We start from the raw sequence: 24,213 nt of genomic DNA, 5'->3' as shown, positions 1-24,213 counted from the left end.
ATGGAAATAAAAAAAATCACATTACCCACCCGCCAAATAGAAGTAGAAGTGTACGCACCTAAAGAAACTTCTGAATCAGTTCCTTCAATTTTATTGCTACACGAGTTATTTGGTATTCTTGATGTTTATCGTGAGGATGCTCAAGATTTAGCTGATCGTGGCTATCTCGTTTATGTACCTAATTTGTTTGATGGTGGTGCAGTCAAATATTGTATCCGTGCGATGGTGAGTAAAGCGGGGCGAAGTAATGCTGCTGATAGTGGCGTAAATCAAGAGATTCATGTTTTATTGGATGCTTTGAAATCCGATCCACGCTCAAATGGGCGTTTAGGCATGTTGGGACAATGTTTAACAGGTGGTTATGTGATTCAAATGGCCAAACGTGAAGATATGTTAGCTCCTGTGGTTTATCATCATTCTTTAGGGATTGAGGGCGTTGGTGTACCGAAAAAAGAATCCTTGGATGATATTCGAATTCTGCAAGGACATTGGGCGAATGTCGATCCATTTTGTCCAAAGTCAAAAAGGGAAAAGTTGATCCAACAGTTAGGCGATCGAGTTGAAGCCTATACCTATAATATGCCGCATGGTTTCAGAAGTGTCAGCCGTGGCATGCCTGAGGCCAAAGTCGTATGGCAACGTACAGTTGATTTTTTTGATCGAGAGTTAAAACAAAATACTGTATAAATGATATGCTTAGCCGTTATTATGTATAAATATTTATTCATTTATAGAAATAAAATGAGAGGGGCTAATGTCATATAAATATGAGTATGCAGGTTTCTGGATACGTGTAGGTGCAGCTATAATTGATTCGATTATCGTGGCAGTTGCTCTAATACCAATTATGATGATTATTGCACCTAATGTCAGTAATAATTTTTCGGGTTGGACTTGGGCTGATTGGCTAGGTCAAATTCTCAGTGCTATTTTTTATATCTTTTGTTGGATCAAATTTGCGGGAACACCCGGTAAACGTCTATTACGTTTAAAAGTATTGGATGAGCAAACAGGAAATAATGTTAGTGTTGGGCAAGGAATTATTCGCTATATTGGTTATATTCCAGCCACTTTAGTTTTATTTATAGGTTTGATCTGGGTCGCTTTTGATCCTAAAAAACAGGGTTGGCATGACAAAATGGCTAAGACAGTTGTGGTAAAAGAGCTTTAGAAAGTTGTTTAATCAAATTTAAAATCGTCCTCTGTGGCGATTTTTTTATTTCTAGATCATTAAAAAATAGATTGAGAAGCATTGTCTCATAAATGGTATATAAGTCTTTTCGTGTTTCAAATAGAATAAAATCAAATTGATAAAAATGAGAACAGTATGAGTTCAGAGGCACACTCAATCAGTTTAATTGCGCCTGTAGTTTTATTAGCTGCGGCTGTTATCGCCGTACCCATTTTTAAGCGTATTGGATTAGGGGCCGTATTAGGATATTTAATTGCAGGCCTTATCATTGGCCCATTTGGTTTTGCTTTTTTTCATGATTCTACTTCGATTTTACACATCGCTGAACTTGGTATCGTGATGTATCTATTTGTGATTGGCTTAGAAATGCAACCGTCACATTTGTGGAGTCTTAGACGTGAAATCTTTGGTTTAGGCACATTACAGATTGTTGCTTGTGCTTTGGCTTTAACAGGTGTCGGCTTACTCTTTGGGTTTCAATGGCAAGTTGCATTTATTGGGGCGGCTGGTTTCGTTTTAACCTCAACTGCAATTGTGATGCAGTTATTGGGTGATCGCGGTGATATTGCACAACCACACGGACAAAAAGTTGTTGCAATACTTTTATTCGAAGATTTACTGATTGTTCCGTTATTGGCGATTGTTGCATTCATGGCACCAAATCATGTGGTCGAAACTACATCAGCGCGCTTAGAAAATATTGGGATTGGTTTAATTGCCATCGCAGGTTTAATCGCTGCGGGTTATTGGCTACTGAATCCACTATTCAGACTCTTGGCAGCAGCTAAAGCGCGGGAGGTGATGACAGCCGCGGCACTTTTAGTCGTATTAGGTGCAGCATTGTTAATGCAGGTCAGTGGTTTGTCGATGGCGATGGGCGCTTTCCTTGCAGGTGTATTGTTATCAGAGTCAACCTTTAGACATCAGATTGAAGCAGATATTGAGCCATTCAGGGGCATCTTATTAGGACTATTTTTCCTTGGTGTGGGGATGTCTTTAGATTTATCTGTGGTACAACAGAACTGGCAGCTGATCGTAAGTGGCGTTTTGGCCATGATGTTTGCCAAAGCCCTGATGATTTATGTTGTTGCACGTGTGACCAAAAGTTCGCATACAGAAGCTTTGGATCGAGCTTTATTGATGGCACAGGGCGGTGAGTTCGCTTTTGTACTTTTTGCCGCGGCTGTGAGTGCTCAGGTCATTGATAATACGGTCAAGTCCAACCTAACGGCCATTGTTGTTTTATCAATGGTGCTAACACCGATTCTTGGTGTGGTATTTAAACGATTTACCCAAACTAAAAACGAAATTTCGCTGGAAAATGTCAATGTTGCTGAGGGACTTAGTGGCCGTATTTTGTTGATTGGCTTTGGTCGTTTCGGGCAGGTAGCTAGTCAGTTATTATTGGCTAGAGGGGTTGATGTCACCATTATTGATAATGACATTGATATGATCCAAAACGCAGAAAAATTTGGTTTTAAAATCTATTATGGTGACGGATGTCGTTTAGATATTTTACATGCGTCAGGTGCTTCAACAGCTGAAGCAATTGTTGTCTGTGTCGATAGCAAAGAAACAACCAATCGTATCGTTGAACTGGTTACACATGAATTTCCTTTAGCAAAGCTATTAGTTCGCTCATATGATCGTGAACATTCTTTGCACTTAGTGAAACAAAAAGTGGATTATATGATTCGTGAGACCTTTGAATCTGCAATCAAATTTGGTGGTGTAATTTTGGATCGTCTTGGTGTTGATGAAGATGAAGTCAAACGAATTAGTGATGAAATTCGTGAGCGGGATGAAGAGCGTTTTGAGACAGAAATTGCCGCAGATGATGTTTATGCAGGGGTAGGTTTACAATATTCACACCGCCATCCTCGTCCAACTTCACCTTTATTACGGCCAAAACAAGCTGGCCGTATTTTAAATGATGAAGAGGTTCAGAAGGATTTCGAGGGTAAATAGAACGTATTCTCTAAATAAGCCTTAATCTCTAAGGCTTATTTTTTGTTTTAAATCTAAATAAGATCAGTACGAAAATTCCAAGCAATAATCCCCAAAATGCTGAGCCAATTCCCCAAAATTGAATGCCAGAAGCACTGCATAGGAAGGTCAGTAAAGCGGCTTCACGTTCTTCGACATTTGAAAATGCGACTGCTACGTTGTGGCTAATTGTTGCAAATAAGGCAATTCCTGCAAGTGCGACAATAAAAATTTGTGGGAACGACATCAGTAGACTGACTAGAGTCGCGGCAAAAAGCCCCATTAAAATATAAAACAAACCACAACTAATACCTGCGATATAACGCTTGCTTGGATCAGGATGTACTTGGTCATCTAAGCTTACTGCTGCGCTGATTGCTGCTAAATTAACGGAAAAACAGCCAAAAGGAGCAAAAACAGTGTGTGCAATACCCGTCCAACCAACAAGTTGATTCACATGTGGTTGATAACCATAACTTTGAATCATTGCAATACCTGGTAAATTTTGTGAAGTCATATTGATTACAAACAACGGTAAGGCAAGTCCAAGAATGGCAGACCAAGAAAATGAAGGTTGCATCCACACAGGTTGTGTCAAAGACCATGTGATTGCATGAAGTTCAAAATCAATGAATAGAGGGCAGATGATCGCCCCTACAATAACAGTAAGAACAATACTGTAACGTGGGAATAAACGCTTTGATACAAGATAGATCACTAACATACTTAGAATAAAACCAAGCTGCGTTTCTAAACTGCTGAAAATTTGTATTCCAAATTTTAATAAGATACCCGCTAGCATTGCACAGGTCAGGCTTTGAGGAATATGAGCCAATAATTTTTGGAAAATGCCTGAAAAGCCAACGATAGCAATTGCGACTCCACAAATAAGAAAAGCACCAATTGCTTCGTATAAATCGTAATGTCCTGTAGATGCAATAATTAAGGCAATACCCGGCGTTGACCATGCGGTTGCAACAGGATACTTATATTTCCAAGATAAAATTAATCCAGATAGACCAATTGCAAGCCCAAGCGCCCAAAACCAAGAATTAATTTGAGCAGTATTTGCCCCCAAAGATTGGGCGCCTTGGATCACCAGTACGGCAGAAACACTAATTCCGATAAGAAAAGTAATAAAGCCAGCAAAAACCGCAGGAATCGAGAAATCTTGAAGGAGACGTTGCATCTATGCATCTAAACTTGATTAAAAATTGTTGAAAAGTATATCGTTAATTATCAATTAATCGAAGTATTTAGGCGATTGAATAAACTGATCAAATTTGAAAAATTGAAACTAAGAAATGGTTGAAGTAGCAAGTCTTAAACCAAATCCAAAAAATAAAAGCCCAACTAAACAAATACCACTAGCTGCAAGTTTATAATTATGTTTAAAGAAGTTAGCAAGCTTTACACCTGAAAAAATTAAAGCGGTTAAATAACTAAAACTAATTATTTGTAGAATTATTGCTAAGATTAAAAAACTTAATGCAGGGTAAGCGTAATTGGGTTCTACGAATTGAACAAAAAAAGAAAGGAAGAATAAAATTGCTTTGGGATTAAGCAGACTAATACTAAGTGCTGTACGGTAAGGATGAACTTTATCTAATTGTGGTAAATCAGCCATTTCAGCATGTTGCGTTGGTCGACTCCATGTTTGAAAAGCACTTTGCAATAACTTAAAGCCTAAATATGCGAGGTAACAAGCACCAGATAATTTTAAAACGATAAATAAAATCGGAAATGCTTTTAATAGCGAAGCTGCACCTAATACAGTACAAATAATTAAAATAAAATCGCCTGTGAATACGCCACAAGCAGCGGCATAACCAGTTCGTATACCGTAACGTGATGCCACTGACATCACATATATAGAGTTAGGTCCGGGTAATAACACGATCAAGATTGTACCAATAATATACGTGGTTAAATCTGTTATGCCGAACACGTTAAACTCATTAAAAAAACCGATTTTCGCTAATATAGCAAAAATCGGTTTTTATAGGTGAAAATTCGACTAATTATGCTTTGATTTCAGCATCAATACCAAAAGATTGGCGTAGCAATAAACTGAGTTGATCACGTGCTTTGATAAAGCCATCGATTCCGCCTTGTAGCAATTGGAATGCCATCAAATCTTGTTCAAGTTCAGCTTTGAAACTTTCTTTGGTTTGAGCTGGACGTTCGATTTTTTCTGCTTGTTCCGCCACTTCAACTGACAACTGAGCTTTAACAGGCTTTTGATCTTGTTCCAGTTGCGACAACAGGCTTGGTGCAATTGTCAATAAATCACAACCTGCTAAACCTAGAACTTGCGCCGTACTACGGAAACTTGCGCCCATCACTTGAGTTTGAATACCTTGCTGTTTGTAATAATTATAGATCTGCTTAACAGACAGTACACCTGGATCTTTTTCAATTGGATATTGCTCGACACCTTCAGCTTTTTTATACCAATCTAAGATACGACCAACAAATGGGGAAATCAGAGTGATTTTCGCATCTGCACAAGCTTGGGCCTGATGTAAACCAAATAACAAAGTGAGGTTACAAGGAATACCTTCTGCTTCGAGGACTTTCGCCGCCTGAATACCTTCCCATGTCGACGCGATCTTGATCAAAATACGTGATTGAGCAATGCCATAGCCTCGGTAGAGTTTAGAAAGCTCACGCGCTTTGGCAATCGTTGCTTCAGTATTATAAGAAAGAGAAGCATCAACCTCTGTTGAAACTCGACCATCAATTAGTTTTAAAATTTCAACGCCAAATTTGACTGTTAAAATATCAATGGTACGTTCAATCAGTGCATCATTTTGATAGCCTTCCTGTTTTGCTTGTGTATAAGCGTCTTCAATCAGCTGTTTGCTTTCTGGCTGTTCTGCTGCGGTAGTAATCAATGAGGGGTTGGTTGTTGCATCTAGTGGACGAAATTTTTCAATCGCCTCTAGGTCGCTACTATCAGCTACAACAGTTGTTAGATTCTTTAATTGGTGTAATGCAGTTTCAGTCATTGATATAGCGTTCTTAATAAACAAAATTACGGATAACTTCTTTATAACATAAACTGTGTGAAATCAAAGCATGGCATTGCCGCATTTATTTATGCAATAGAATGCTTTTTATTTATTCGTTTGTTGACGTTGAGTTCTGATATGTTTAATCAGAAATCTTGCTGCTGCACCAAGTTCGCTTTCACGACTCCAAACAAGATCGACGTAGTATTCAAACTTAGGCGTGAAATCATAAAGTTCCAAAATTTTTAATTTCTTTTTCAGTTCAGGGTTTTCATTAAACATTTCTAAAGGTAAAACACCCCAACCCAAATTTCGGACAATCATCATGCATGCAGAATGATGATTATCGGTGCGCCAATAATCTTTAGAATAAAGTAATTCTGGCTTAATTGTATTATCACGACTCGCGACTACGATTTGTCGAGTTTGGATCATTTGTTCAAAAGAAACTTCTTGAAGTTGTGCAAGCGGATGAATATTTGAAACAACAGGAACGAGAGCTTCTCGTTTTAATTCAACAAATTGTTCGCGGCTGTCCAAGTGCTCTCTCTCAAACATCAGTGCGAGTTGTGCGGACTGATCGAGCAACATTTGTAAAGCATCTTCTTGAGGTGCAGACACGATATTAATCGCAAGACTCGGGAAGTGTTGCTCAAGTAGGGTGATGTAATCTGTCCAATTGGTATGCAGTAACTCAGAAACCACCACAATATTAAGTGTAGATTCTAAACCCGTACTTAAAGCATGAGCATGTTGCTTCCACTGATTCATTTCAATCAGTAATTGCTGTGTTTTCTCATATAAAGCCCATGCTTCATCTGTTGGTTTTGGTTCACGTCCAACACGCTCAAATAAGTTTAGATCGAGGTCAATTTCTAAATTGGCGATGGACATACTTACTGCTGAGGGGACTTTGCCTAGCTTACGTGCAGCAGCAGAGAATGAACCTGTTTCAATGACGGTTTGAAACATGAGAAGTTGTTCTTGATTTATATTCATCTGTCAAAAAAACTGAAAGAACCTGATTGGATTAATCAAAATTATAAAAATAAAATGCATAATATCCAAACAAGAGAGTGTTTAAAAATGTTGATTTCCAAAAGAAGACTCGTTCATGCGATTAGCTATGAAGTGATTTTATTGGTCATCATCGCAATTGCGTTAAGTTTAATTTTTAGTATGCCATTAGAAGTCACAGGTATTCTAGGTGCAATCATGGCGGTCATTTCGGTCATCTGGAATATGATCTTTAACCATTATTTCGAAAAAATAGAACATAAATATCAATGGCAAAGAACGATTCGTATACGTATTCTTCATGCGATTGGGTTTGAGGGCGGTTTAATGCTCGCAACCATTCCAATTATTGCTTATATGATGAATATGTCGTTCATTGAAGCTTTGATTTTAGATTTTGGTTTAACGATGTGTATTTTGGTGTATACGTTTATCTTCCAATGGTGCTATGACATTGTTGAAGGACGTTTCTTTCCAAATGCAAAATTTGCATCCTAATGATTAATAAAAGCACCTCGCATAATTTGATGGAGGTGCTTTTTATATTGTATTTGATTGATTAGCGATAGCTTTGTTCTACTTGCTATTTGTTTTATTGATAGCGAAATTCAAGTATGTAAATGTCATAACTAAATAAAGGATAAGGTGTTTACTTAAATAGAGAGGTGGCAAAAATAAAATAGCCTAAGCATATTTAAAACTTTTAAATGAAACTGATTTTCTACTTCAACTAAAAAACATCATGCTAAAATAGGGTACTTATCTTTTTAGATTGCATGATTTTCTCTATGTTTCAACAAGAAATCTCTCAATTAAACTTACAACAATTCAAAGCGGGCGAAAAACGCTGGATTGGTTCATTACTCGGATCATCAGCAGCACTATTATTTAAAGAAATTGCTACGCAGAATTCTAATTTATATGTGATTGTCGCAAGAAATAATCAGCACCTTGCTCAACTTGAAAGTGAACTTGAGTTCTATGGCATCAAGCCAACGATTTTTCCTGATTGGGAAATTTTGCCTTATGACCGTTTGTCTCCACATCAGGATATTGTGTCTGAGCGTTTGGCACTTCTTTCCAATATGCCACAAAAGGGCATTTTGCTGATTGCTGCAAGTACTTTAGCGCAACGTGTAGCACCATATTCGTGGGTTGTGGGCGAACACTTTGATATTAAAGTCGGTCAAAAGCTTGATTTAGAAACACAGAAAAAGCAACTGGTACAAGCGGGTTATCGCTTGGTTGATACGGTTTATGATCATGGTGAGTTTGCAGTTCGTGGCAGTATTATGGACATCTATGCATCTGGACAAGACCAGCCGATTCGTATCGACTTGTTTGATGATGAAATTGAGAGCTTAAAATTCTTTGATCCAGAAACGCAACGTACTACGGAATCCCTAAAAAACTTCACTGTTTTACCTGCAAAAGAATTTCCACTTAAAGAAGGACGCTCTACATTTCGAGATCGCTATGCTGAAAGCTTCCCAACTGCCAATCCAAAGAAAAATCCAATTTATCAGGATGTGCTAGAAGGGATTGCAACCCCTGGTTTAGAGTTCTATCTACCATTATTCTTCGATAAGAAATTGATGGAATCACAAAGTACGCTTATGACGTACCTACCAAAGAATTGCGTTGTCATTACAAATAATGAAATTGAAGATGAGCTGATTAATTTCTGGAAAGAAGTTGTGCGTCGATATGAAGATCGTCGTCATAATATTGATCAACCGATTCTTCCGCCAGAAGATTTATTTTTAATGCCGAATCACGTATTGCAGGCACTCAACCAATTTCCTCGTATTTTAGCCTCTGCAGACGCATTTGATGTCAAATCAGGTGTGTTGAATCTTGCTGCTGAACAACCACCCAAATTAGCAGTTGATCCCAAAAAAGAGCAACCTTTTGAAGCAGTCAAACATTATATCGATCAAGCTAAGCATCCTGTTTTACTCGTCGCCGAGAGTGCTGGTCGTCGTGAGACCTTAAAAGATGCACTACGTTCTGTATTGGGGGAGATTCAGAATGTAGAGAGTTTTGCACAATTCCAAAAAGAACAATTACACGTTGCGATTACCAGTGCACCTTTAGATCGTGGTTTGCTGCTCACAGGTCAATTATCTGTTATTTCTGAAAACCAACTTTATGAGCATCGTGTGGTACAACGCCGCCGAAAACGCCAACAAGAAGTTTCAGAAGAGTTTTTAATTCGCAGTTTAACTGAGCTGAGTATCGGTGCGCCTGTAGTACATATTGATCATGGTGTTGGGCGTTATGCAGGTCTGGTTACATTAGAAATTGATCAGCAAGATCACGAATTTTTGCAGCTCGATTATGCCGATGGTGCAAAAGTTTATGTGCCTGTGACCAACTTACATCTGATCAGTCGATACAGCGGTGGTGATCCAGACCTTGCACCATTACATAAACTAGGTACGGATACGTGGAGCAAAGCAAAACGCAAAGCGCTTGAACAAATTCATGATGTTGCTGCGGAGCTGTTGCATATTCAAGCTCGCCGTCAATCTAAACCTGGTTTTGCATTTGAGTTAGATCATACTGGTTATATGCAGTTTTCCAGTGGTTTTGCCTATGAAGAAACACTGGATCAAGCCAATGCGATTGAAGCAACCTTGCATGACATGCAACTTGCCAAACCGATGGATCGTTTGGTCTGTGGCGATGTTGGCTTTGGTAAAACTGAAGTAGCAATGCGCGCTGCCTTTGTTGCGGTGCAAAATGGCAAACAAGTCGCTGTACTTGTTCCAACCACACTTTTAGCTCAGCAGCATTATGAGTCTTTCAAAGATCGTTTTGCCGATACTGCTGTTCGTATTGAAGTGCTTTCTCGTTTTGGTAGCAATAAAACCCATTTGAAAACGATCGAAGATTTGGCAGAAGGCAAAGTCGATATAGTGATTGGAACACATAAGATTTTGCAAGAAAGCATTCAGTTTAAAAATTTGGGTTTGATGATTGTTGATGAAGAACATCGTTTTGGTGTTCGAGATAAAGAACGCATCAAAGCACTACGTTCAGATGTCGATATGCTCACACTTACTGCTACACCGATTCCGCGTACGCTAAATATGGCATTCTCAGGAATGCGTGATTTATCGATTATCGCGACTCCGCCTGCACGCCGCTTAGCAGTAAAAACATTTGTACAAGAGCATACAGATGATTCTGTGAAAGAGGCGATTCTGCGTGAGTTGTTACGTGGTGGTCAGGTGTATTTCTTACATAATGAAGTCGATACGATTGAGCGAGCAGCGGAAAACATTCGCAACCTTGTGCCTGAAGCGCGTGTTGCAGTTGCACATGGTCAGATGCGTGAACGTGAACTCGAGCAAGTGATGCAACAGTTCTATCATAAAGAATACAATGTCTTGGTCTGCTCGACGATTATTGAAACTGGAATTGATGTTCCAAATGCCAATACCATTTTAATTGAACGGGCTGACAAACTTGGTTTAGCACAGTTGCATCAACTACGTGGTCGTGTTGGACGTTCACATCACCAAGCCTATGCCTATTTATTAGTTCCATCAATTAAACATCTCAAAGGTGATGCTGAAAAACGTTTAGATGCAATTCAACGTGCTTCGACTTTGGGCGCAGGTTTCATGCTGGCAACCGAAGATTTGGAAATTCGTGGTGCAGGTGAACTACTTGGTGAACAACAAAGTGGTTCAATGCAAGCGATTGGTTATAGCCTGTATATGGAAATGTTGGAAAAAGCCACCAAAGCGATTCAAAAAGGTAAAACCCCAAATTTCGATGCTCCATTGTCACTTACTGCTGAAATCAACCTGCATATGCCAGCACTGATTCCTGATGATTATTTGGGAGATGTACATCAGCGTTTACTCTTTTATAAGCGTATTAGTAATACCGATACACAAGAGAAGCTTGATAATATTCGTATGGAATTGATTGATCGCTTTGGTATTCCTCCGCAACCAGTGAAGCAATTATTCAGTGTGCATCAAGTTCGTTTGCGAGCAGAGCAATTAGGCATCACTAAAATTGATATCAATAGCAATGGTGGCTACATTGAATTTGCACCAGACACCCCAGTGCAAGCGATGAGCATTATTCAACTCATGCAAAAGAATCCAACCTACTATCGTATGGAGGGCGGTCAGCGCTTAAAAGTCATGGTGCAATTGGCTGAGTATGATAAACGCATCCAATTTATTGTTGATTTGCTGAATAAGCTTCTTACTGAATTACATAGTTAGTGGAAAAGTATATTTTTGCTGCTTAAATGATCAAGATGTGTGGTCTTTAGCCAATGAATAGTCCTTTGGTCTGATGTATATGTAATAAATGAGGAAAATCATTGTTATTTGTAATCAAACAGGTTACTAATAATATTCACATCAAAACTGATGTGATAGTATTGATCATCATTATTCTGCATCATTTATAAAGATATGTTTAGTTTGCATCCACAACTTGCTCAAGATACATTTTTTGTAGGCGACTTTCCGCTTTCAACATGTCGTTTAATGAATGATATGCAATTTCCTTGGTTGATTCTTGTACCGCGTGTACCAGGAATCACTGAGTTATATGAACTTAGCCAAGCAGATCAAGAGCAGTTTTTGCGTGAATCAAGCTGGTTATCTAGCCAACTTTCACGAGTGTTCCGTGCAGATAAGATGAATGTTGCAGCTTTAGGTAATGTTGTACCTCAACTTCATTTTCATCATGTTGTACGTTACCAAAATGATGTTGCTTGGCCGAAGCCAGTTTGGGGAACTCCAGCTGTACCTTATAGCAATGATGTTCTTGCTCATATGCGCCAGACTTTGATGCTTGCACTACGTGGTCAAGGCGATATGCCATTTGATTGGCGTATGGACTGATTTAGACAACAGAATAAAAACAGTCTTCTATAATAAGGAAGGAGCTAAGGGTGCCACTAGATAGGTTGATTGATAAAGAACCTAGACAGTTCGCATATTTTCATCGGCTGATGGGATATTCGATACTGTCGCTGATATTGGTAATTTATACATTTACCTCTTCAAGTGCTAACCATCAACTTTACATCCTTCCTATATTATTTGTTTTTTTTCTGTTTTGTCCAAAGTTAGAAAAATGGTTACAGTACAAATTTGATAAAAACACAGAAAAAAATGTTCTCTTTGCTTGTGAAGCAGTCATTGTTGCAATCGTTTTAGCTGGGTTACATTTAAGTTTAGTTCCAACATTTACAATCTTATTTGCATTACTTTACGTTGGTCTCAATAATAAAATCACATTACCTGTTGCTTGTTTGATTGGGCTAATCGGTGTTTTAACTTTCTATTTCTGTACATTCTTCATTTTTGGTGCAGAAGAATATTTTGAGCCAACGAATCCAGAACTGACCGTCGTCAGTTTACTGGGTTTGATGATGTTTATTGTGATTGGAAACTACTATCAGCATCGTCGTATCAATATTCTTGGTCAGCAACGTCAGCATTATCATAACCAAATGACGCGTTATATTGCTTTTGCAAATCAATTGAGTCGATATGCACCACTGCAATTATGGCAGTCGATTATGCGTGGTGAGGCTGAAGCAAAGATTGAATATAAGCGTAAAAAATTAACAATCTTCTTTTCAGATATTCAAGGTTTCACTGAACTTTCAGAAACATTAATCCCAGACGATTTAGCTTTCTTACTCAATGATTATCTTAGTCATATGACAGAGATAGCGAAGCAGTATGAGGCGACTGTCGATAAGTTCATGGGTGATGCGATTCTGATCTTTTTTGGTGATCCAAACTCGCAAGGTGTTGAGCAAGATGCAAAATCTTGTGTAGAAATGGCGATTGCGATGCGTCAGCAAATGAAGCTCTTACGTGAGCGTTGGAAGAAGATGGGTTATCCAGCATTACATATCCGTATGGGAGTAAGTACAGGGTATTGTCACGTTGGAAACTATGGTGCTTCACATCGTATGGCTTATACCATTGTTGGGCGTGATGTGAATCTCGCTGCACGCTTACAATCAGCAGCAGAAGTTGATGAAATTCTGATTGCTGATGACACGCATCAGCTTATTAAAAATGAATTTCTTTGTGTTCCTAAAGTGCCGATTTATTTAAAAGGGATTCAAGGTCCTGTCAAAACTTGGCAGGTTATGGAGAAGTTCACTGGTAAGAAGTCAGATACACAAAAATGGTTCGACTTTGAATATAAAGGATTCCATTTAGTGCTGAACTTAGAAGAAGTACAGAACTATGAATATCCAGAATTGGTCGAAATTTTGGAGAAAATGATTCAGCGTATTAAAACTCAGCAAAAAATTACTAATGCTCAGGGCATTCCAAAATTAACGCTTGATGATGAGATTAGACAATAATCCAGATTTATTTTTGAATAAAAAAACTCCTCAAAGTATGAGGAGTTTTTTTATAACTAAGCGAATATAGGCTTAGTGGTTTTCTGAAGCATGGTTAATTGTGTATTTAGGAATTTCAATTTCTAAATCTTCATCAACAATTTCAACTTGGCAAGATAGGCGAGAGTCAGGCTCTAAACCCCAAGCACGATCAAGTAAATCAGCTTCTACGTCATTCATTTCATCTAGGCTGTCAAAACCTTTGCGAACAACCACATGGCAGGTCGTACATGCCGCAGACATATCACAAGCATGTTCAATTTTAATACCTTGCTTAAGTAAGCTTTGGCATAAATTGGCATTCTTTTCGACTTCAAATTCTGCACCTTCAGGGCAAATTTGAGCATGAGGAAGAACTTTAATACGTGGCATATTGATCACCTATACCTTTAATTTGAGTTTGACCAATCTTCAAGTTTTGTACCTTTTAAGGCATGGTCAATATGTCGATTCATACGAAGCGCTGCAAAAGCATCGCTATGAACTTTAAGCTCCTGAACAGCATGTTCAATTGCCCCTAGTTCATTAGTTTTAAGTCGAGCTTTCAATGCTTCTGCGGCTAAAATAAGATCTCGGGCTTGTTGCTGAGAAAGTAGATCCGTATCAGCTTTTAATGCTTGCTCTAAGGCTTCTAACTCGCGTTGAGCTTCAACTTTAGTTTCTTGCAAATGACGAAGATGTTTATCTTCCTCTGCATGCTGGAAACCTTCTACTAATAAACGTTCAGTATCAGCTGTTGATAAACCATAAGATGGTTTGATATCAATCTGTGCTTGCACGCCAGAAGTGGTTTCTTTTGCAGATACTGTCAGTAACCCATCAGCATCAACTTGGAATGTCACTTCGATGCGTGCTTGACCAGCTGTCATTGGTGGAATGCCGTGCAATACAAAGCGACCCAACGAGCGACAGTGTTCAACCAAATCACGTTCACCTTGTACCACATGGATTAGCATTGCTGTTTGACCATCTTGATAAGTGGTGAATTCTTGGCGGCGAGCAACAGGAATTGCTGTATTGCGAGAGATTAAGCGTTCAACTAAACCACCCATAGTTTCTAAGCCAAGAGATAGTGGGGTAACATCAAGCAATAATGAGCCGTCTTGGCTATTGCCAATCAGTTGATTTGCTGTAATAGAGGCACCAATCGCGACAACTTCATCTGGGTTAATTGTACATAATGGTTCACGCTTGAATAGTTCACGTACTACTTTTTGAACGGCATAAGAACGGGTTGAACCACCCACTAAAACAACATGCTCAATCTCATCAAGTTCAAGTTTTGCATCACGTAATACGCGTTTGCAAACACTGATTGTCTTATCAAGAGCAACTTGAATAATCGATTCAAAAGTTGGACGGTCTAAAGTAAGACGGTCATCCAATAGTTTTAACTCGGCAGATTCATGATCCGTTAAATATTCTTTGGCTTGGCGGGCAGCAACAACAAAGACAGCATATTCTTCATCACTTAATGTATCGATATTGAGCTGTTTCTTTGCCCATTTTACGATTAAACGGTCAAGGTCATCGCCACCTAACGCAGTGTGTCCACCTGTCGCTAAAACCTCAAATACACCTTGTGAAAAACGTAGGATAGATACATCAAATGTACCGCCACCTAAATCATAAATCACATAGTTGCGATCAGTGCTTAGATTGGTTTCTTGATCCAAACCATAGGCAACCGCAGCGGCTGTAGGTTCATTTAATAAGCGTAAAACGTTTAAACCAGCAAGTTGAGCTGCATCACGCGTTGCTTGACGTTGTGCTTCATCGAAGTAAGCAGGAACTGTAATGACTGCACCATTTACAGGATTGTTTAAACTTGCTTCAGCACGATCTTTAAGTTGTTTTAAAATCTCAGCTGAAATTTCAACAGGCGTTTTACGACCAGCAGCAGTTTCAAATGCTGGCATCTCATTTTCTGCGCCAACAAGTGTATACGGATGTTGAAATTTAATATCTGCTTGTGAACGACCCATAAAGCGTTTTACAGAAACGACAGTATTTTTTGGGTCAGTCATCATAAACGGTTTGGCCTCATAGCCAAACGTTGTTGAATCCTTTGCATAGTGAACAATAGATGGCAATAAAACGCGATCTTTGTCATCTTGTAGAACTTTCGGTTTTCCCGATAGCACTGTCGCCACTAAAGAGTGGGTTGTTCCTAAGTCAATGCCAATCGCAATACGATGTTCGTGCGGGGCAGTCGATTGACCAGGTTCAGCAATTTGCAAAAGTGCCATGCGTGAGGTATCCCTTGAAAATAATTGGTAATAGCGGATTAAAAATCATCATCTAGATCGAAGCTTTCTTCTTCATCTAGTATGCGATCTTCAGCCTTATCAATATCATTCATAACACGTTGGAAAAAACGCAGTTTACGAACAGTATCACGTGCTTCAGCCCAATCTTCGTCCGCAAAATCAATTTTAAACTCACGTACTAGACCATCAATCCATTGTTGCACTTCAACTTTTAATGTGTGCAATTGTGCTGAAGATGTTGCTTCATCCAATTGTTCACGCATTTCAAGTGCAGATTGTAAGAACTCAAAATCGCTAATGGATTGGTCAAGATGGTGGTCTTGTTTCTTTAAACCAAGTAAATATGCAGCACGGCTGTCAACTTGTGAAAGCACTTTGAAGGCTTGGTTGATTTCGCTTGACTTAATCAGTGCTTGATCTTTGTCAGTTGCTTTGTCAGGGTGATATTGCTGTTGCAAACTTAAAAATTGTTTTTTTAAAGCTGCTAAATCTATATCGAGTGCTTCGGGTAATTGGAACAACTCAAAATGATTCATGGGAGATGAATTCCGCTATTGATAAATACGTTAAAACAGTGCGGAACACACTGTTTTGACGAAAAGAAAGAGGGTGGGAGTGGATTAAACAGTAAATGATTCACCACAACCACATTCACCTTTTTGATTTGGGTTGTTAAATTCAAAACCTTCATTGAGACCGTTTTTAACATAGTCCATCTCTAAACCATCGAGATAAACTAGGCTTTTTGGATCAACGAAAACTTTAACACCGAATTGTTCAAACATTTGATCATGTGTGTCGACATCATCGACAAACTCAAGTACGTAAGCCAATCCAGAACAACCCGAAGTTTTCACACCAACACGAATGCCTTCACCCTTACCTCGGTTTTGTAGGTAATTGCTGATGTGAGTCGCAGCATTTTCAGTTAAATTGATCATGAAAACTCCAATTTTGTTCGGTAATCAATTAAGCTTTTGCTTTTTTACCACGATAGTCTTCGATCGCAGCTTTAATCGCATCTTCAGCCAATACAGAGCAGTGTACTTTTACTGGAGGAAGCGCAAGCTCAGTTGCAATATCAATGTTTTTGATTGCTTGAGCTTCATCAAGTGTCTTACCTTTTAACCATTCAGTTACAAGAGAACTTGATGCAATCGCAGAACCACAGCCATAAGTTTTGAAGCGAGCTTCTTCAATTACGCCATTGTCATCGACTTGAATTTGTAAACGCATCACATCACCACAAGCTGGTGCACCGACCATACCTGTACCAACGTTTTCTGCATTTTTATCCAAAATACCTACATTACGAGGGTTTTCGTAATGATCAATTACCTTTTCGCTATAAGCCATGTCGCTTCTCCAAACCTCGGGGTCAGCCTAATATTAAATATGAGGGTTAAAACACTATTTTCAATGAAGAGTTAATTAAAACTACAATGAATTTAGTGTTCAGCCCATTCAACTGTTGAAAGGTCAATACCTTCTTTATACATATCCCAAAGCGGAGAAAGTTCACGAAGTTTCTCAACAGCAGCTTTGGTAAGTGTTAACACATGGTCAATATCTGCTTCAGTCGTATATTTACCAAAACTGAAACGGATCGAGCTGTGTGCTAGCTCATCAGATAAACCTAAAGCACGTAACACATATGATGGTTCTAAAGTTGCAGAAGTACATGCTGAACCGCTTGAAACGGCAAGGTCTTTTAGTGCCATCATCAATGATTCACCTTCAACGAAGTTGAAGCTGACATTGAGATAGTTTGCAACGTTTTGAGTAGGGTGACCATTCAAGAACACTTGCTCAAGATCTTGGAAACCATTCCAAAGCTTGTCGCGTAAGAGGCGAAGACGTTCTTGTTCTGCTTGCATAGTTTTGCCAGCAATTTCAAAAGCCTCACCCATGCCAACGATTTGATGTGTCGCTAGAGTGCCAGAACGCATACCACGTTCATGACCACCACCGTGCATTTGAGCTTTTAAACGAACACGAGGGCTACGGCGAACGTAAAGTGCACCAATCCCTTTAGGGCCATAAATTTTATGACCTGAAAAACTCATCAAATCAATTTTCATTGTTGAAAGATCAATTTCAACTTTACCCGCCGCTTGTGCAGCATCTACATGCAAGAATGTTTTATTTGCACGAGTGAGTTCGCCAATTGCAGCAACATCAGTCACTGTACCGATTTCGTTGTTCACCATCATGAGTGATACAAGAATCGTATCTGGACGCAAAGCAGCTTGAACCATTTCAGGTGTAATTAAACCTGTACGTGGTTCTGGCTCTAAATATGTAATTTCAAAACCTTGTTCTTCAAGTTCACGGCAAGGATCCAACACAGCTTTGTGTTCGATTTTACTTGTAATGATGTGTTTGCCTTTTGAACCATAGAACTGAGCAATACCTTTCAACGCCAAGTTGTCAGATTCAGTAGCGCCAGAAGTCCACACGATTTCACGCGGATCAGCTTTGATTAAGTTTGCTACTTGTTCACGAGCATACTCAACTTTCTCTTCAGCTTGCCAACCATACGCATGTGAACGTGATGCTGGATTACCAAATGTACCTTCGAAAGTTAAGCATTCCATCATACGCTCTGCAACTTCAGGAAGTACTGGCGTAGTTGCTGCATAATCAAGATAAATTGGACGTTTCATGTCAAATACCTGTAACCGATAGAAGGGCTGAATCTAAACTTACTGAATTTTGGCGTAGTGCAACTGTTTGAACGTTGTCACGAGCAATCAGATCAGCAAGGGAGATTTTTGCGAGATAATCGGCAATATGGTGGGAGAGTTCTTGCCATAAGTCATGCGTTAAGCACATTGCACCATTTTGACAGTTGCCTTTATGGTCACAACGCGTCGCATCGACAGTTTCATTTACAGCTTCGATAATTTCTAGCACAGTGATTTCAGTGGCATTGCGTGCAAGATGATATCCACCGTTAGCACCACGAACGCTTGAAACTAACCCATGACGCTTAAGTTTCGCGAATAACTGTTCTAAATAAGCGACTGAGATGGATTGGCGTGCTGCTATTTCCGCAAGCGTGATCGTTTGTTCAGTTGGCTGCAAAGCTAAATCAAGTAGAGCAGTCACTGCGTAACGACCGCGAGTTGTAAGGCGCATGATTCGATACACATGGTTAGACTAGATGTCTAAATTTTATGAATTCCGACTAAAATAGTCAAGTTTTTTAATTGCGAATATCAATGTGAAAAGTGAAATATACTGTAATTATTGTATCCACATATTATAAACAAAAAAACCAATAAAAATAAAGCTCAATAAAGCAAAGCAAATATTGATGAAACGCTGACGTTTCTGTATGCGATGGATACGATTTTGATACTGTTTTACTTCAACGAGTAAAGTATTGATTTCAGAACGTTGTTGGTCAATTTTATCCAAGAGCGGTGCGATGCGTTGTTGAGATGCAACTGCTTCTGCTTCGTCATTAAAAGCATTAAACCATTGTCTCCAATTTGCGAAGATACTGGTTAATGTTAGATGAGGAATGAAGTCTAAAAACTCTTCAGATAAGGTTGAATCACCCAAAATACGCATATTGGTGATGCTGCGTTGATTGTTAAATACAAATATTTTAACTAAATCAATCAGTGTGCTATTCACCTCTAAATCAATTTTTCTATCCAAAGCTTTCATATCAAACAACAAGCCTTTGTCAGTAAATTGGATATAAAAATCAAAGAAAGGGATATAGCTATTGATGCGAATTGTAATTTTTTGCTCAATAAATTTTTTTGCTTGCAAACGTAAAGCGGCATCATGGGTTAGGATGAATGAGAAAAAAGTCTCTAAAACAATGATGACAATGTTTAGCAACAAATGAGGGTGCTTGTTTCTTTGTTGCGTATAACTCATAAGTCTCTTTTTCCTTACCAATCAAACAATAAAACCACAAATCTGTAAACTTGAGCATCCTTACTCAATTATTAAAAATAATTTACATGACTTTGTTGCTTTGTAGAACAGTTTTTTAAAACGATCAAGTCTTAACTTTGATATTATAAAAACATTTTTATGGTTAAATACGACATACTGTTTGTAAAGTGCTTAGGAGCATGGTTCTATGGATAACTCAAATATAGAAAATTCGAGTGAAGAAACTGAGGTGAAAACTAAGACAAAATCAAAGAGTTCTAAAAAATCTGCACTTGATTTCAAGAAGTATACACAACAAATTTGGTTAGCTGGTTTAGGTGCTTTTTCTCGCGCTGAAGAGGAAGGAAATAAATTATTCGACTCATTGGTCAAGGTCGGCGAAGAGTTAGAATCAAAAACAGTTGATTTTGCGGATAACACAGTTGGTAAGGTCACTGAGAAAGCCAAAGAGTCTGTTACAGATACCAAAGATAAAGTTGAAAAGATTTTAGATACTGGTGTAAATCACTCTTTAAATCGCATTGGTTTAGTGACACCAAAGGATCTTCAACATATTGAGCAACTTTTAGTGCAACTTCACATTAAAGTGGACGCTTTAATTGAAGAAAATAACCAGTTAAAAGCCAAATTGAATAAAAAGTAAAAAAATCGTTGGCACTCGTCCGTTTATGTCGTATTTCAGTATTTATTTTTGCTAAAAGGCCTTTCTAGTATTGCGTTCTCCCCTAAAGCATTGCTATAAAGGCGTCATGGCCTTTTAAACTATAGCCTTGGATCTTAACAAACGATATTAAGAGGATATTTTTTATCATGAATAAATCAGAATTAATTGATGCGATTGCTGAAAAAGGGGGAGTATCTAAATCGGATGCTGGTAAGGCACTCGATGCAACGATTGCGTCAATCACTGAAGCACTTAAAAAGGGTGATACGGTTACTTTAGTTGGTTTTGGTACTTTTAGCGTTAAAGAACGTGCTGCACGTACTGGTCGTAATCCAAAAACTGGTGAAGAGCTTCAAATTAAAGCAAGCAAAGTACCTAGTTTCAAACCAGGTAAGGGTTTAAAAGATTCAGTTGCGTAATCTTTTTAAATCAATAAACGCACCATTTCGGGTGCGTTTTTTATTTAATTAATGAAAAAGTGAGTTTGATCCTTATTCTGCATTCATTCGCTTTTATTTTTCAGTTAAAATTGCTCCGAAATAAAATATTGGAATTCTTATGGAATCTTTTCGTACACTCATTAAGGGTTGGCTTGGCAAAGTCCTTTTAGTTTTGTTTTTGACTCCTTTAGCGCTTGTAGGTATTGAGGGATATTTTAGTGGTAGCAATAAGGCAGATGTTGCGAAATCTGTCAACGGTCAAGATATTTCTAATAAAGAATTAGAAAGTGCAACCAAGAATTATAAAGATCAGTATTTATCTATGGTTAAAGGTGATGAGTCACTTTTAAATCTACCAGTTATTCAAGACAAAGCTTTAGATGCGCTTGTGACGCGTGCCTTATTGCAACAGCAAGCTGAAAAGTTAGGTATTTCATTAAGCGATGCTCAACTTGAACAAATGTTGGCTCAACAACCAAGTTTCCAAGAAAACGGGAAGTTCTCTGAGCAACTTTATGGAAACTATTTACGTTCAGTAGGCATGACCAATCAAAGTTTGCTTGCAAGCTTACGTCAAGACCATGCATTGAAAATGATTTCATCAACGTTGATGGACTATGCATTAGTAAGTAAGTCTGATTTACAACAATTGGCTAACTTGCAAACTGAGCAACGTACTTTGCATCTAGCAAGCATCAAACTGGATGAATATAAAAAAGGTTTAACTGCGTCTAATCAGGAAATCACAGATTACTACAACAAGCATAAAGGTGAGTTTAAGCAAGTTGCAGCAGTCGATGTTGATTATGTTGTTTTAACACCTTCATTGTTGCCACAAACAAACTTAGCTGTAACTGATGCTGATTTAAAGCAAGCCTATCAAGCTTTTGTTGAAAAACAGCAGAAAGATGCTAAGCGTGAAGTGAAGCATATTTTAATTACGACGGATACTCGTGATGCTGCCGCAGCACAAAAACTTGCGAATGATGTTTATGCGAAAATTCAAGCTGGCATGACGTTTGCTCAAGCTGCAGCTCAATTCTCTGAAGATCCTAGTTCGAAAGATCAGGGTGGTTTGGTTGATGCTTATGCACCTGGTATTTTCTCTACTGATTTTGATAATGCTGTGAATGCTTTGAAAAATGGTCAAGTTTCAAAGCCTGTGAAAACTCAGTATGGCTATCACATTATCGAAGCAAACACACAGACAGTGACTATTCCTTCATTTGAAGCTGAAAAAGCGCGTTTGACAGCTGAAGTTGAAAAAACAAAATCAGCTAATTTATTCAGCGATACTGTCAATAACTTAAATGAAATGGTTGTCGGTGGCGATTCACTCGATGCTGTAGTGCAAGAAGTAAAAGCTGCACGCGTTGAATCAGCAAAAGGTGTAACTTTGACAACGCAAAATCCTTATTTAAGTGATTTAAATGTTAAAGCTAAAATCTTTAGTGATGATGTGAAGAATGGTGATCGTAATGCGTCATCAAATATTCAATTAGCTAATGGTGATACGATCTGGATCAAAGTTCGTGATTATCATCCAGCAGGTATTAAGCCGTTAGCTCAAGCGACAGCTGAAGTTAAAGCTAAAGTTATTGAAGATAAAGCATATAAAGCTGCGAAAGCGAAGATGTCTACAATTTTGGCAGACTTTAAAACACAGCCAGCAGCGCAAGTTGTTGCTAAGTCTAATGTGACTTTTGAAAATGCAGGCGTATTTGTTCGTTCTCAAGGTTTAAAACGTGAAATTGAACGAGCGGCTTTCAGTATTCCAGCTCCGACGAAACAAGGGATGTGGTCAGCAACTACTGCGAAATTACCAAATGAATTGGTTATCGTAGCTGTATCAAATGTGAATGCGAATGTTGCTAGTGAGCTACCACAAGAACAATTGACTGAGTTGACAAAACTATATCAACAGTTCCGCGGTCAGCAGATATTAGAAGATTACACTGAATACTTAAAATCACATGCAAAGATTAAATAAGTTTAATCTAGGTATAAAAAAAGCCAGTTCAATTTGAACTGGCTTTTTTTGATCTTTTTTTATTTTTTCTGAATAAACTTTGCTTCTTCAGATTGTGGGTATTGAGTGAGTAACTTTGTGCGATATTGACCAGCTAAAGCTGCATTTTTATCGACTTCTTTAGCGATACTATAAAGTTGATAAACAGCCCGTGGTGCTTTGGCAGAGTTTGGATAGCGTGTGGCAACGATATTGTAGTTTTGTTTAGCTGCTTTATAGTCAACAGGCTCTACAGCTAAATAAAATTCTGCTAGCCAAAAATATGCATTCCCGACATATATTCCATTGGGATGGTTTTTGATGAAGTTCTGCATAGGCTGGATCGCATTTTTAGCACCGCCTTGTTTGTATGCATCTAAAGCAACTGTATAAGCAGCTTTTTCGAGCTCTATTTGGTTATTTACGCTATTGTTTGCTTGTGGTTGAACAACTGGTGTTTGCACAGGTGTTGGTGTGATTGGCGCTGTCTGCTGTGTATTTGCTACTGGAGCGACCTGATTTGTGGTATTTGTTGTTGGTTCACTAGAAGCATTTTCTGGATCAGTATTTTCTTCCGGTGGATCGATTTTTTGTGATAGCAACTCTAAGCGTTGATCTAAATCAGTATAACGATTTGCTAGCTCTTTTTTGAGTTGGTCAATTGCATTTTCATGCTCTTCAAGCTGACCACGCAACTTTCGGACTTCTTCTTCAAGTTTTTGGTTCTTTTGAATTAAATCCCAATTTAAATTCGTCGCAACAGGCGAAGCATTTGTATTGTCAGCAATTTGTTGGCTTAAAGCTCTCGACTCAATAGGAACATTGGCATACAAATGCGCACTGCTAAGCAGAGCAATGAAAAGTACAGAATGCTTTTTTAGCATGAAAACTCATCCGTAATGTTGAAAAATAAGTGATACAAGCAAGCTTTTGAGCTTGTGGCATGTTGATATGTATTTTACTTTAGTCATTAAAACAGCAACTCATTTAAATGCAATAAGCATTTACAATCTTCAAGCACTTTTGAAGAGATTTAGTTTTTGTTGTTTATAATTTATGCATGCTTAATTGGTTGTAATGAAAAAAACGAAATTTTGGTGATGAATTAGACAGTTGAATAGAAAACTTAATTAAAAACAGTTACAAGACTTGCAAGTGGTTTAAAAATCTCTATACTTTGTCAGGCAATGGTAGCCCTGCTGGTAGCTTCGCAATTGTACTCTATGAACCCCGCCAGGACCGGAAGGTAGCAACGGTAGTAGAACTATAATGTGCCGAAGTCTTGCTGGTAGGGT

Annotated in this window: 23 protein-coding genes and 1 other RNA gene; 11 read left to right on the top strand and 13 right to left on the bottom strand. The window is 38.4% G+C overall.

Annotated features, from left to right (window positions below; all coding sequences use genetic code 11):
* The 3 genes from ACF8D3_RS10170 to ACF8D3_RS10160 all read left to right on the top strand — a co-directional run bounded on the left by ACF8D3_RS10170 (nucleotide 1) and on the right by ACF8D3_RS10160 (nucleotide 3,160).
* Entirely contained in the window at nucleotides 1-687 is a 687-nt protein-coding gene (locus ACF8D3_RS10170) for a dienelactone hydrolase family protein (RefSeq protein WP_136458874.1), read from the top strand.
* A gap of 67 nt (nucleotides 688-754) precedes the next feature.
* Nucleotides 755-1,171, top strand: a complete 417-nt coding sequence (locus ACF8D3_RS10165) for an RDD family protein (protein WP_392471353.1) — start codon at nucleotides 755-757, stop codon at nucleotides 1,169-1,171.
* Between the two features lie 156 nt (nucleotides 1,172-1,327).
* A complete protein-coding gene (locus ACF8D3_RS10160) occupies nucleotides 1,328-3,160 on the top strand; it encodes a monovalent cation:proton antiporter-2 (CPA2) family protein (protein ID WP_392471351.1) in 1,833 nt (610 codons plus the stop codon).
* 28 nt (nucleotides 3,161-3,188) lie between these two features.
* Here ACF8D3_RS10160 and ACF8D3_RS10155 read toward each other — a convergent pair whose 3' ends face one another.
* From ACF8D3_RS10155 to ACF8D3_RS10140, 4 genes are all read right to left on the bottom strand, one after another.
* The gene (locus ACF8D3_RS10155) at nucleotides 3,189-4,367 is read right to left on the bottom strand and encodes a benzoate/H(+) symporter BenE family transporter (RefSeq protein ID WP_392471349.1); all 1,179 of its coding nucleotides are present in this window, start codon (nucleotides 4,365-4,367) and stop codon (nucleotides 3,189-3,191) included.
* A gap of 108 nt (nucleotides 4,368-4,475) precedes the next feature.
* Nucleotides 4,476-5,126, bottom strand: coding sequence for a leucine efflux protein LeuE (gene leuE, locus ACF8D3_RS10150; protein WP_004878712.1), 651 nt, complete (start codon nucleotides 5,124-5,126; stop codon nucleotides 4,476-4,478).
* A 73-nt stretch (nucleotides 5,127-5,199) separates the two neighbouring features.
* Nucleotides 5,200-6,189 carry a transaldolase gene (tal, locus tag ACF8D3_RS10145; RefSeq protein WP_392471347.1) on the bottom strand — a complete coding sequence of 330 codons (990 nt, stop codon included), beginning with the start codon at nucleotides 6,187-6,189 and terminating at the stop codon, nucleotides 5,200-5,202.
* Nucleotides 6,190-6,297: 108 nt separating this feature from the next.
* Nucleotides 6,298-7,191, bottom strand: coding sequence for a LysR family transcriptional regulator (locus ACF8D3_RS10140; protein ID WP_004878715.1), 894 nt, complete (start codon nucleotides 7,189-7,191; stop codon nucleotides 6,298-6,300).
* A gap of 87 nt (nucleotides 7,192-7,278) precedes the next feature.
* Between ACF8D3_RS10140 and aceI the strand changes: the two genes are divergently transcribed.
* The 4 genes from aceI (at nucleotide 7,279) to ACF8D3_RS10120 (ending at nucleotide 13,579) form a co-directional block, all read left to right on the top strand.
* Nucleotides 7,279-7,707: a chlorhexidine efflux PACE transporter AceI gene (gene aceI / locus ACF8D3_RS10135; protein WP_392471344.1), complete on the top strand. Its 429-nt coding sequence runs from the start codon at nucleotides 7,279-7,281 to the stop codon at nucleotides 7,705-7,707.
* A gap of 290 nt (nucleotides 7,708-7,997) precedes the next feature.
* Entirely contained in the window at nucleotides 7,998-11,459 is a 3,462-nt protein-coding gene (gene mfd, locus ACF8D3_RS10130) for a transcription-repair coupling factor (RefSeq protein ID WP_392471342.1), read from the top strand.
* 195 nt (nucleotides 11,460-11,654) lie between these two features.
* A complete protein-coding gene (locus tag ACF8D3_RS10125; RefSeq protein ID WP_004661448.1) occupies nucleotides 11,655-12,089 on the top strand; it encodes an HIT domain-containing protein in 435 nt (144 codons plus the stop codon).
* A 50-nt stretch (nucleotides 12,090-12,139) separates the two neighbouring features.
* Nucleotides 12,140-13,579: an adenylate/guanylate cyclase domain-containing protein gene (locus ACF8D3_RS10120; RefSeq protein ID WP_392471339.1), complete on the top strand. Its 1,440-nt coding sequence runs from the start codon at nucleotides 12,140-12,142 to the stop codon at nucleotides 13,577-13,579.
* A 72-nt stretch (nucleotides 13,580-13,651) separates the two neighbouring features.
* Here ACF8D3_RS10120 and fdx read toward each other — a convergent pair whose 3' ends face one another.
* The 8 genes from fdx to ACF8D3_RS10080 all read right to left on the bottom strand — a co-directional run bounded on the left by fdx (nucleotide 13,652) and on the right by ACF8D3_RS10080 (nucleotide 19,785).
* Nucleotides 13,652-13,990, bottom strand: a complete 339-nt coding sequence (gene fdx / locus ACF8D3_RS10115; RefSeq protein ID WP_019384153.1) for an ISC system 2Fe-2S type ferredoxin — start codon at nucleotides 13,988-13,990, stop codon at nucleotides 13,652-13,654.
* A 17-nt stretch (nucleotides 13,991-14,007) separates the two neighbouring features.
* Complete coding sequence (gene hscA / locus ACF8D3_RS10110; protein WP_392471337.1) at nucleotides 14,008-15,867, bottom strand: Fe-S protein assembly chaperone HscA; 1,860 nt, start codon at nucleotides 15,865-15,867, stop codon at nucleotides 14,008-14,010.
* A gap of 38 nt (nucleotides 15,868-15,905) precedes the next feature.
* Nucleotides 15,906-16,424, bottom strand: a complete 519-nt coding sequence (gene hscB / locus ACF8D3_RS10105; protein ID WP_004878728.1) for a Fe-S protein assembly co-chaperone HscB — start codon at nucleotides 16,422-16,424, stop codon at nucleotides 15,906-15,908.
* Nucleotides 16,425-16,508: 84 nt separating this feature from the next.
* Nucleotides 16,509-16,829, bottom strand: coding sequence for an iron-sulfur cluster assembly protein IscA (gene iscA, locus ACF8D3_RS10100; protein ID WP_004878730.1), 321 nt, complete (start codon nucleotides 16,827-16,829; stop codon nucleotides 16,509-16,511).
* Between the two features lie 28 nt (nucleotides 16,830-16,857).
* The gene (iscU, locus tag ACF8D3_RS10095; protein WP_004878732.1) at nucleotides 16,858-17,244 is read right to left on the bottom strand and encodes a Fe-S cluster assembly scaffold IscU; all 387 of its coding nucleotides are present in this window, start codon (nucleotides 17,242-17,244) and stop codon (nucleotides 16,858-16,860) included.
* Nucleotides 17,245-17,336: 92 nt separating this feature from the next.
* A complete protein-coding gene (locus tag ACF8D3_RS10090; protein WP_004878733.1) occupies nucleotides 17,337-18,554 on the bottom strand; it encodes an IscS subfamily cysteine desulfurase in 1,218 nt (405 codons plus the stop codon).
* Nucleotide 18,555: 1 nt separating this feature from the next.
* Nucleotides 18,556-19,029, bottom strand: a complete 474-nt coding sequence (locus tag ACF8D3_RS10085; RefSeq protein WP_004878735.1) for an Rrf2 family transcriptional regulator — start codon at nucleotides 19,027-19,029, stop codon at nucleotides 18,556-18,558.
* A gap of 108 nt (nucleotides 19,030-19,137) precedes the next feature.
* Nucleotides 19,138-19,785 carry a hypothetical protein gene (locus tag ACF8D3_RS10080; protein ID WP_023012947.1) on the bottom strand — a complete coding sequence of 216 codons (648 nt, stop codon included), beginning with the start codon at nucleotides 19,783-19,785 and terminating at the stop codon, nucleotides 19,138-19,140.
* Nucleotides 19,786-19,993: 208 nt separating this feature from the next.
* Here ACF8D3_RS10080 and ACF8D3_RS10075 point away from each other — a divergent pair, with 208 nt between their 5' ends.
* The 3 genes from ACF8D3_RS10075 (at nucleotide 19,994) to ACF8D3_RS10065 (ending at nucleotide 22,900) form a co-directional block, all read left to right on the top strand.
* Nucleotides 19,994-20,449, top strand: a complete 456-nt coding sequence (locus ACF8D3_RS10075) for a phasin family protein (protein ID WP_007480233.1) — start codon at nucleotides 19,994-19,996, stop codon at nucleotides 20,447-20,449.
* Nucleotides 20,450-20,616: 167 nt separating this feature from the next.
* The gene (locus ACF8D3_RS10070; RefSeq protein ID WP_004878739.1) at nucleotides 20,617-20,889 is read left to right on the top strand and encodes an HU family DNA-binding protein; all 273 of its coding nucleotides are present in this window, start codon (nucleotides 20,617-20,619) and stop codon (nucleotides 20,887-20,889) included.
* A 139-nt stretch (nucleotides 20,890-21,028) separates the two neighbouring features.
* Nucleotides 21,029-22,900 carry a SurA N-terminal domain-containing protein gene (locus tag ACF8D3_RS10065; protein WP_392471335.1) on the top strand — a complete coding sequence of 624 codons (1,872 nt, stop codon included), beginning with the start codon at nucleotides 21,029-21,031 and terminating at the stop codon, nucleotides 22,898-22,900.
* Between the two features lie 59 nt (nucleotides 22,901-22,959).
* On the opposite strand, the gene ACF8D3_RS10060 is transcribed toward ACF8D3_RS10065, so the two are convergent.
* Nucleotides 22,960-23,802 carry a YbgF trimerization domain-containing protein gene (locus ACF8D3_RS10060; protein WP_004878744.1) on the bottom strand — a complete coding sequence of 281 codons (843 nt, stop codon included), beginning with the start codon at nucleotides 23,800-23,802 and terminating at the stop codon, nucleotides 22,960-22,962.
* Between the two features lie 313 nt (nucleotides 23,803-24,115).
* Here ACF8D3_RS10060 and ffs point away from each other — a divergent pair.
* Nucleotides 24,116-24,212: signal recognition particle sRNA small type (ffs, locus tag ACF8D3_RS10055), an RNA gene on the top strand.
* Nucleotide 24,213 lies beyond the last annotated feature (1 nt).

Origin of the sequence: Acinetobacter sp. YQ_14 (assembly GCF_043102985.1) — a bacterium.
Taxonomy (GTDB): Bacteria; Pseudomonadota; Gammaproteobacteria; order Pseudomonadales; family Moraxellaceae; genus Acinetobacter; species Acinetobacter venetianus.
The sequence above is the reverse complement of the archived record's forward strand: the minus strand, read 5'-3'. Positions and strand labels throughout refer to the sequence as shown.

What these genes read in the sequence shown, in the direction of transcription:
- ACF8D3_RS10170 (WP_136458874.1), top strand. Translation starts at nt 1, where the DNA reads ATGGAAATAAAAAAAATCACATTACCCACCCGCCAAATAGAAGTAGAA.
- ACF8D3_RS10165 (WP_392471353.1), top strand. Translation starts at nt 755, where the DNA reads ATGTCATATAAATATGAGTATGCAGGTTTCTGGATACGTGTAGGTGCA.
- ACF8D3_RS10160 (WP_392471351.1), top strand. Translation starts at nt 1,328, where the DNA reads ATGAGTTCAGAGGCACACTCAATCAGTTTAATTGCGCCTGTAGTTTTA.
- ACF8D3_RS10155 (WP_392471349.1), bottom strand. Translation starts at nt 4,367, where the DNA reads ATGCAACGTCTCCTTCAAGATTTCTCGATTCCTGCGGTTTTTGCTGGC.
- tal (WP_392471347.1), bottom strand. Translation starts at nt 6,189, where the DNA reads ATGACTGAAACTGCATTACACCAATTAAAGAATCTAACAACTGTTGTA.
- ACF8D3_RS10140 (WP_004878715.1), bottom strand. Translation starts at nt 7,191, where the DNA reads ATGAATATAAATCAAGAACAACTTCTCATGTTTCAAACCGTCATTGAA.
- aceI (WP_392471344.1), top strand. Translation starts at nt 7,279, where the DNA reads ATGTTGATTTCCAAAAGAAGACTCGTTCATGCGATTAGCTATGAAGTG.
- mfd (WP_392471342.1), top strand. Translation starts at nt 7,998, where the DNA reads ATGTTTCAACAAGAAATCTCTCAATTAAACTTACAACAATTCAAAGCG.
- ACF8D3_RS10125 (WP_004661448.1), top strand. Translation starts at nt 11,655, where the DNA reads ATGTTTAGTTTGCATCCACAACTTGCTCAAGATACATTTTTTGTAGGC.
- fdx (WP_019384153.1), bottom strand. Translation starts at nt 13,990, where the DNA reads ATGCCACGTATTAAAGTTCTTCCTCATGCTCAAATTTGCCCTGAAGGT.
- hscA (WP_392471337.1), bottom strand. Translation starts at nt 15,867, where the DNA reads ATGGCACTTTTGCAAATTGCTGAACCTGGTCAATCGACTGCCCCGCAC.
- hscB (WP_004878728.1), bottom strand. Translation starts at nt 16,424, where the DNA reads ATGAATCATTTTGAGTTGTTCCAATTACCCGAAGCACTCGATATAGAT.
- iscA (WP_004878730.1), bottom strand. Translation starts at nt 16,829, where the DNA reads ATGATCAATTTAACTGAAAATGCTGCGACTCACATCAGCAATTACCTA.
- iscU (WP_004878732.1), bottom strand. Translation starts at nt 17,244, where the DNA reads ATGGCTTATAGCGAAAAGGTAATTGATCATTACGAAAACCCTCGTAAT.
- ACF8D3_RS10090 (WP_004878733.1), bottom strand. Translation starts at nt 18,554, where the DNA reads ATGAAACGTCCAATTTATCTTGATTATGCAGCAACTACGCCAGTACTT.
- ACF8D3_RS10085 (WP_004878735.1), bottom strand. Translation starts at nt 19,029, where the DNA reads ATGCGCCTTACAACTCGCGGTCGTTACGCAGTGACTGCTCTACTTGAT.
- ACF8D3_RS10080 (WP_023012947.1), bottom strand. Translation starts at nt 19,785, where the DNA reads ATGAGTTATACGCAACAAAGAAACAAGCACCCTCATTTGTTGCTAAAC.
- ACF8D3_RS10075 (WP_007480233.1), top strand. Translation starts at nt 19,994, where the DNA reads ATGGATAACTCAAATATAGAAAATTCGAGTGAAGAAACTGAGGTGAAA.
- ACF8D3_RS10070 (WP_004878739.1), top strand. Translation starts at nt 20,617, where the DNA reads ATGAATAAATCAGAATTAATTGATGCGATTGCTGAAAAAGGGGGAGTA.
- ACF8D3_RS10065 (WP_392471335.1), top strand. Translation starts at nt 21,029, where the DNA reads ATGGAATCTTTTCGTACACTCATTAAGGGTTGGCTTGGCAAAGTCCTT.
- ACF8D3_RS10060 (WP_004878744.1), bottom strand. Translation starts at nt 23,802, where the DNA reads ATGCTAAAAAAGCATTCTGTACTTTTCATTGCTCTGCTTAGCAGTGCG.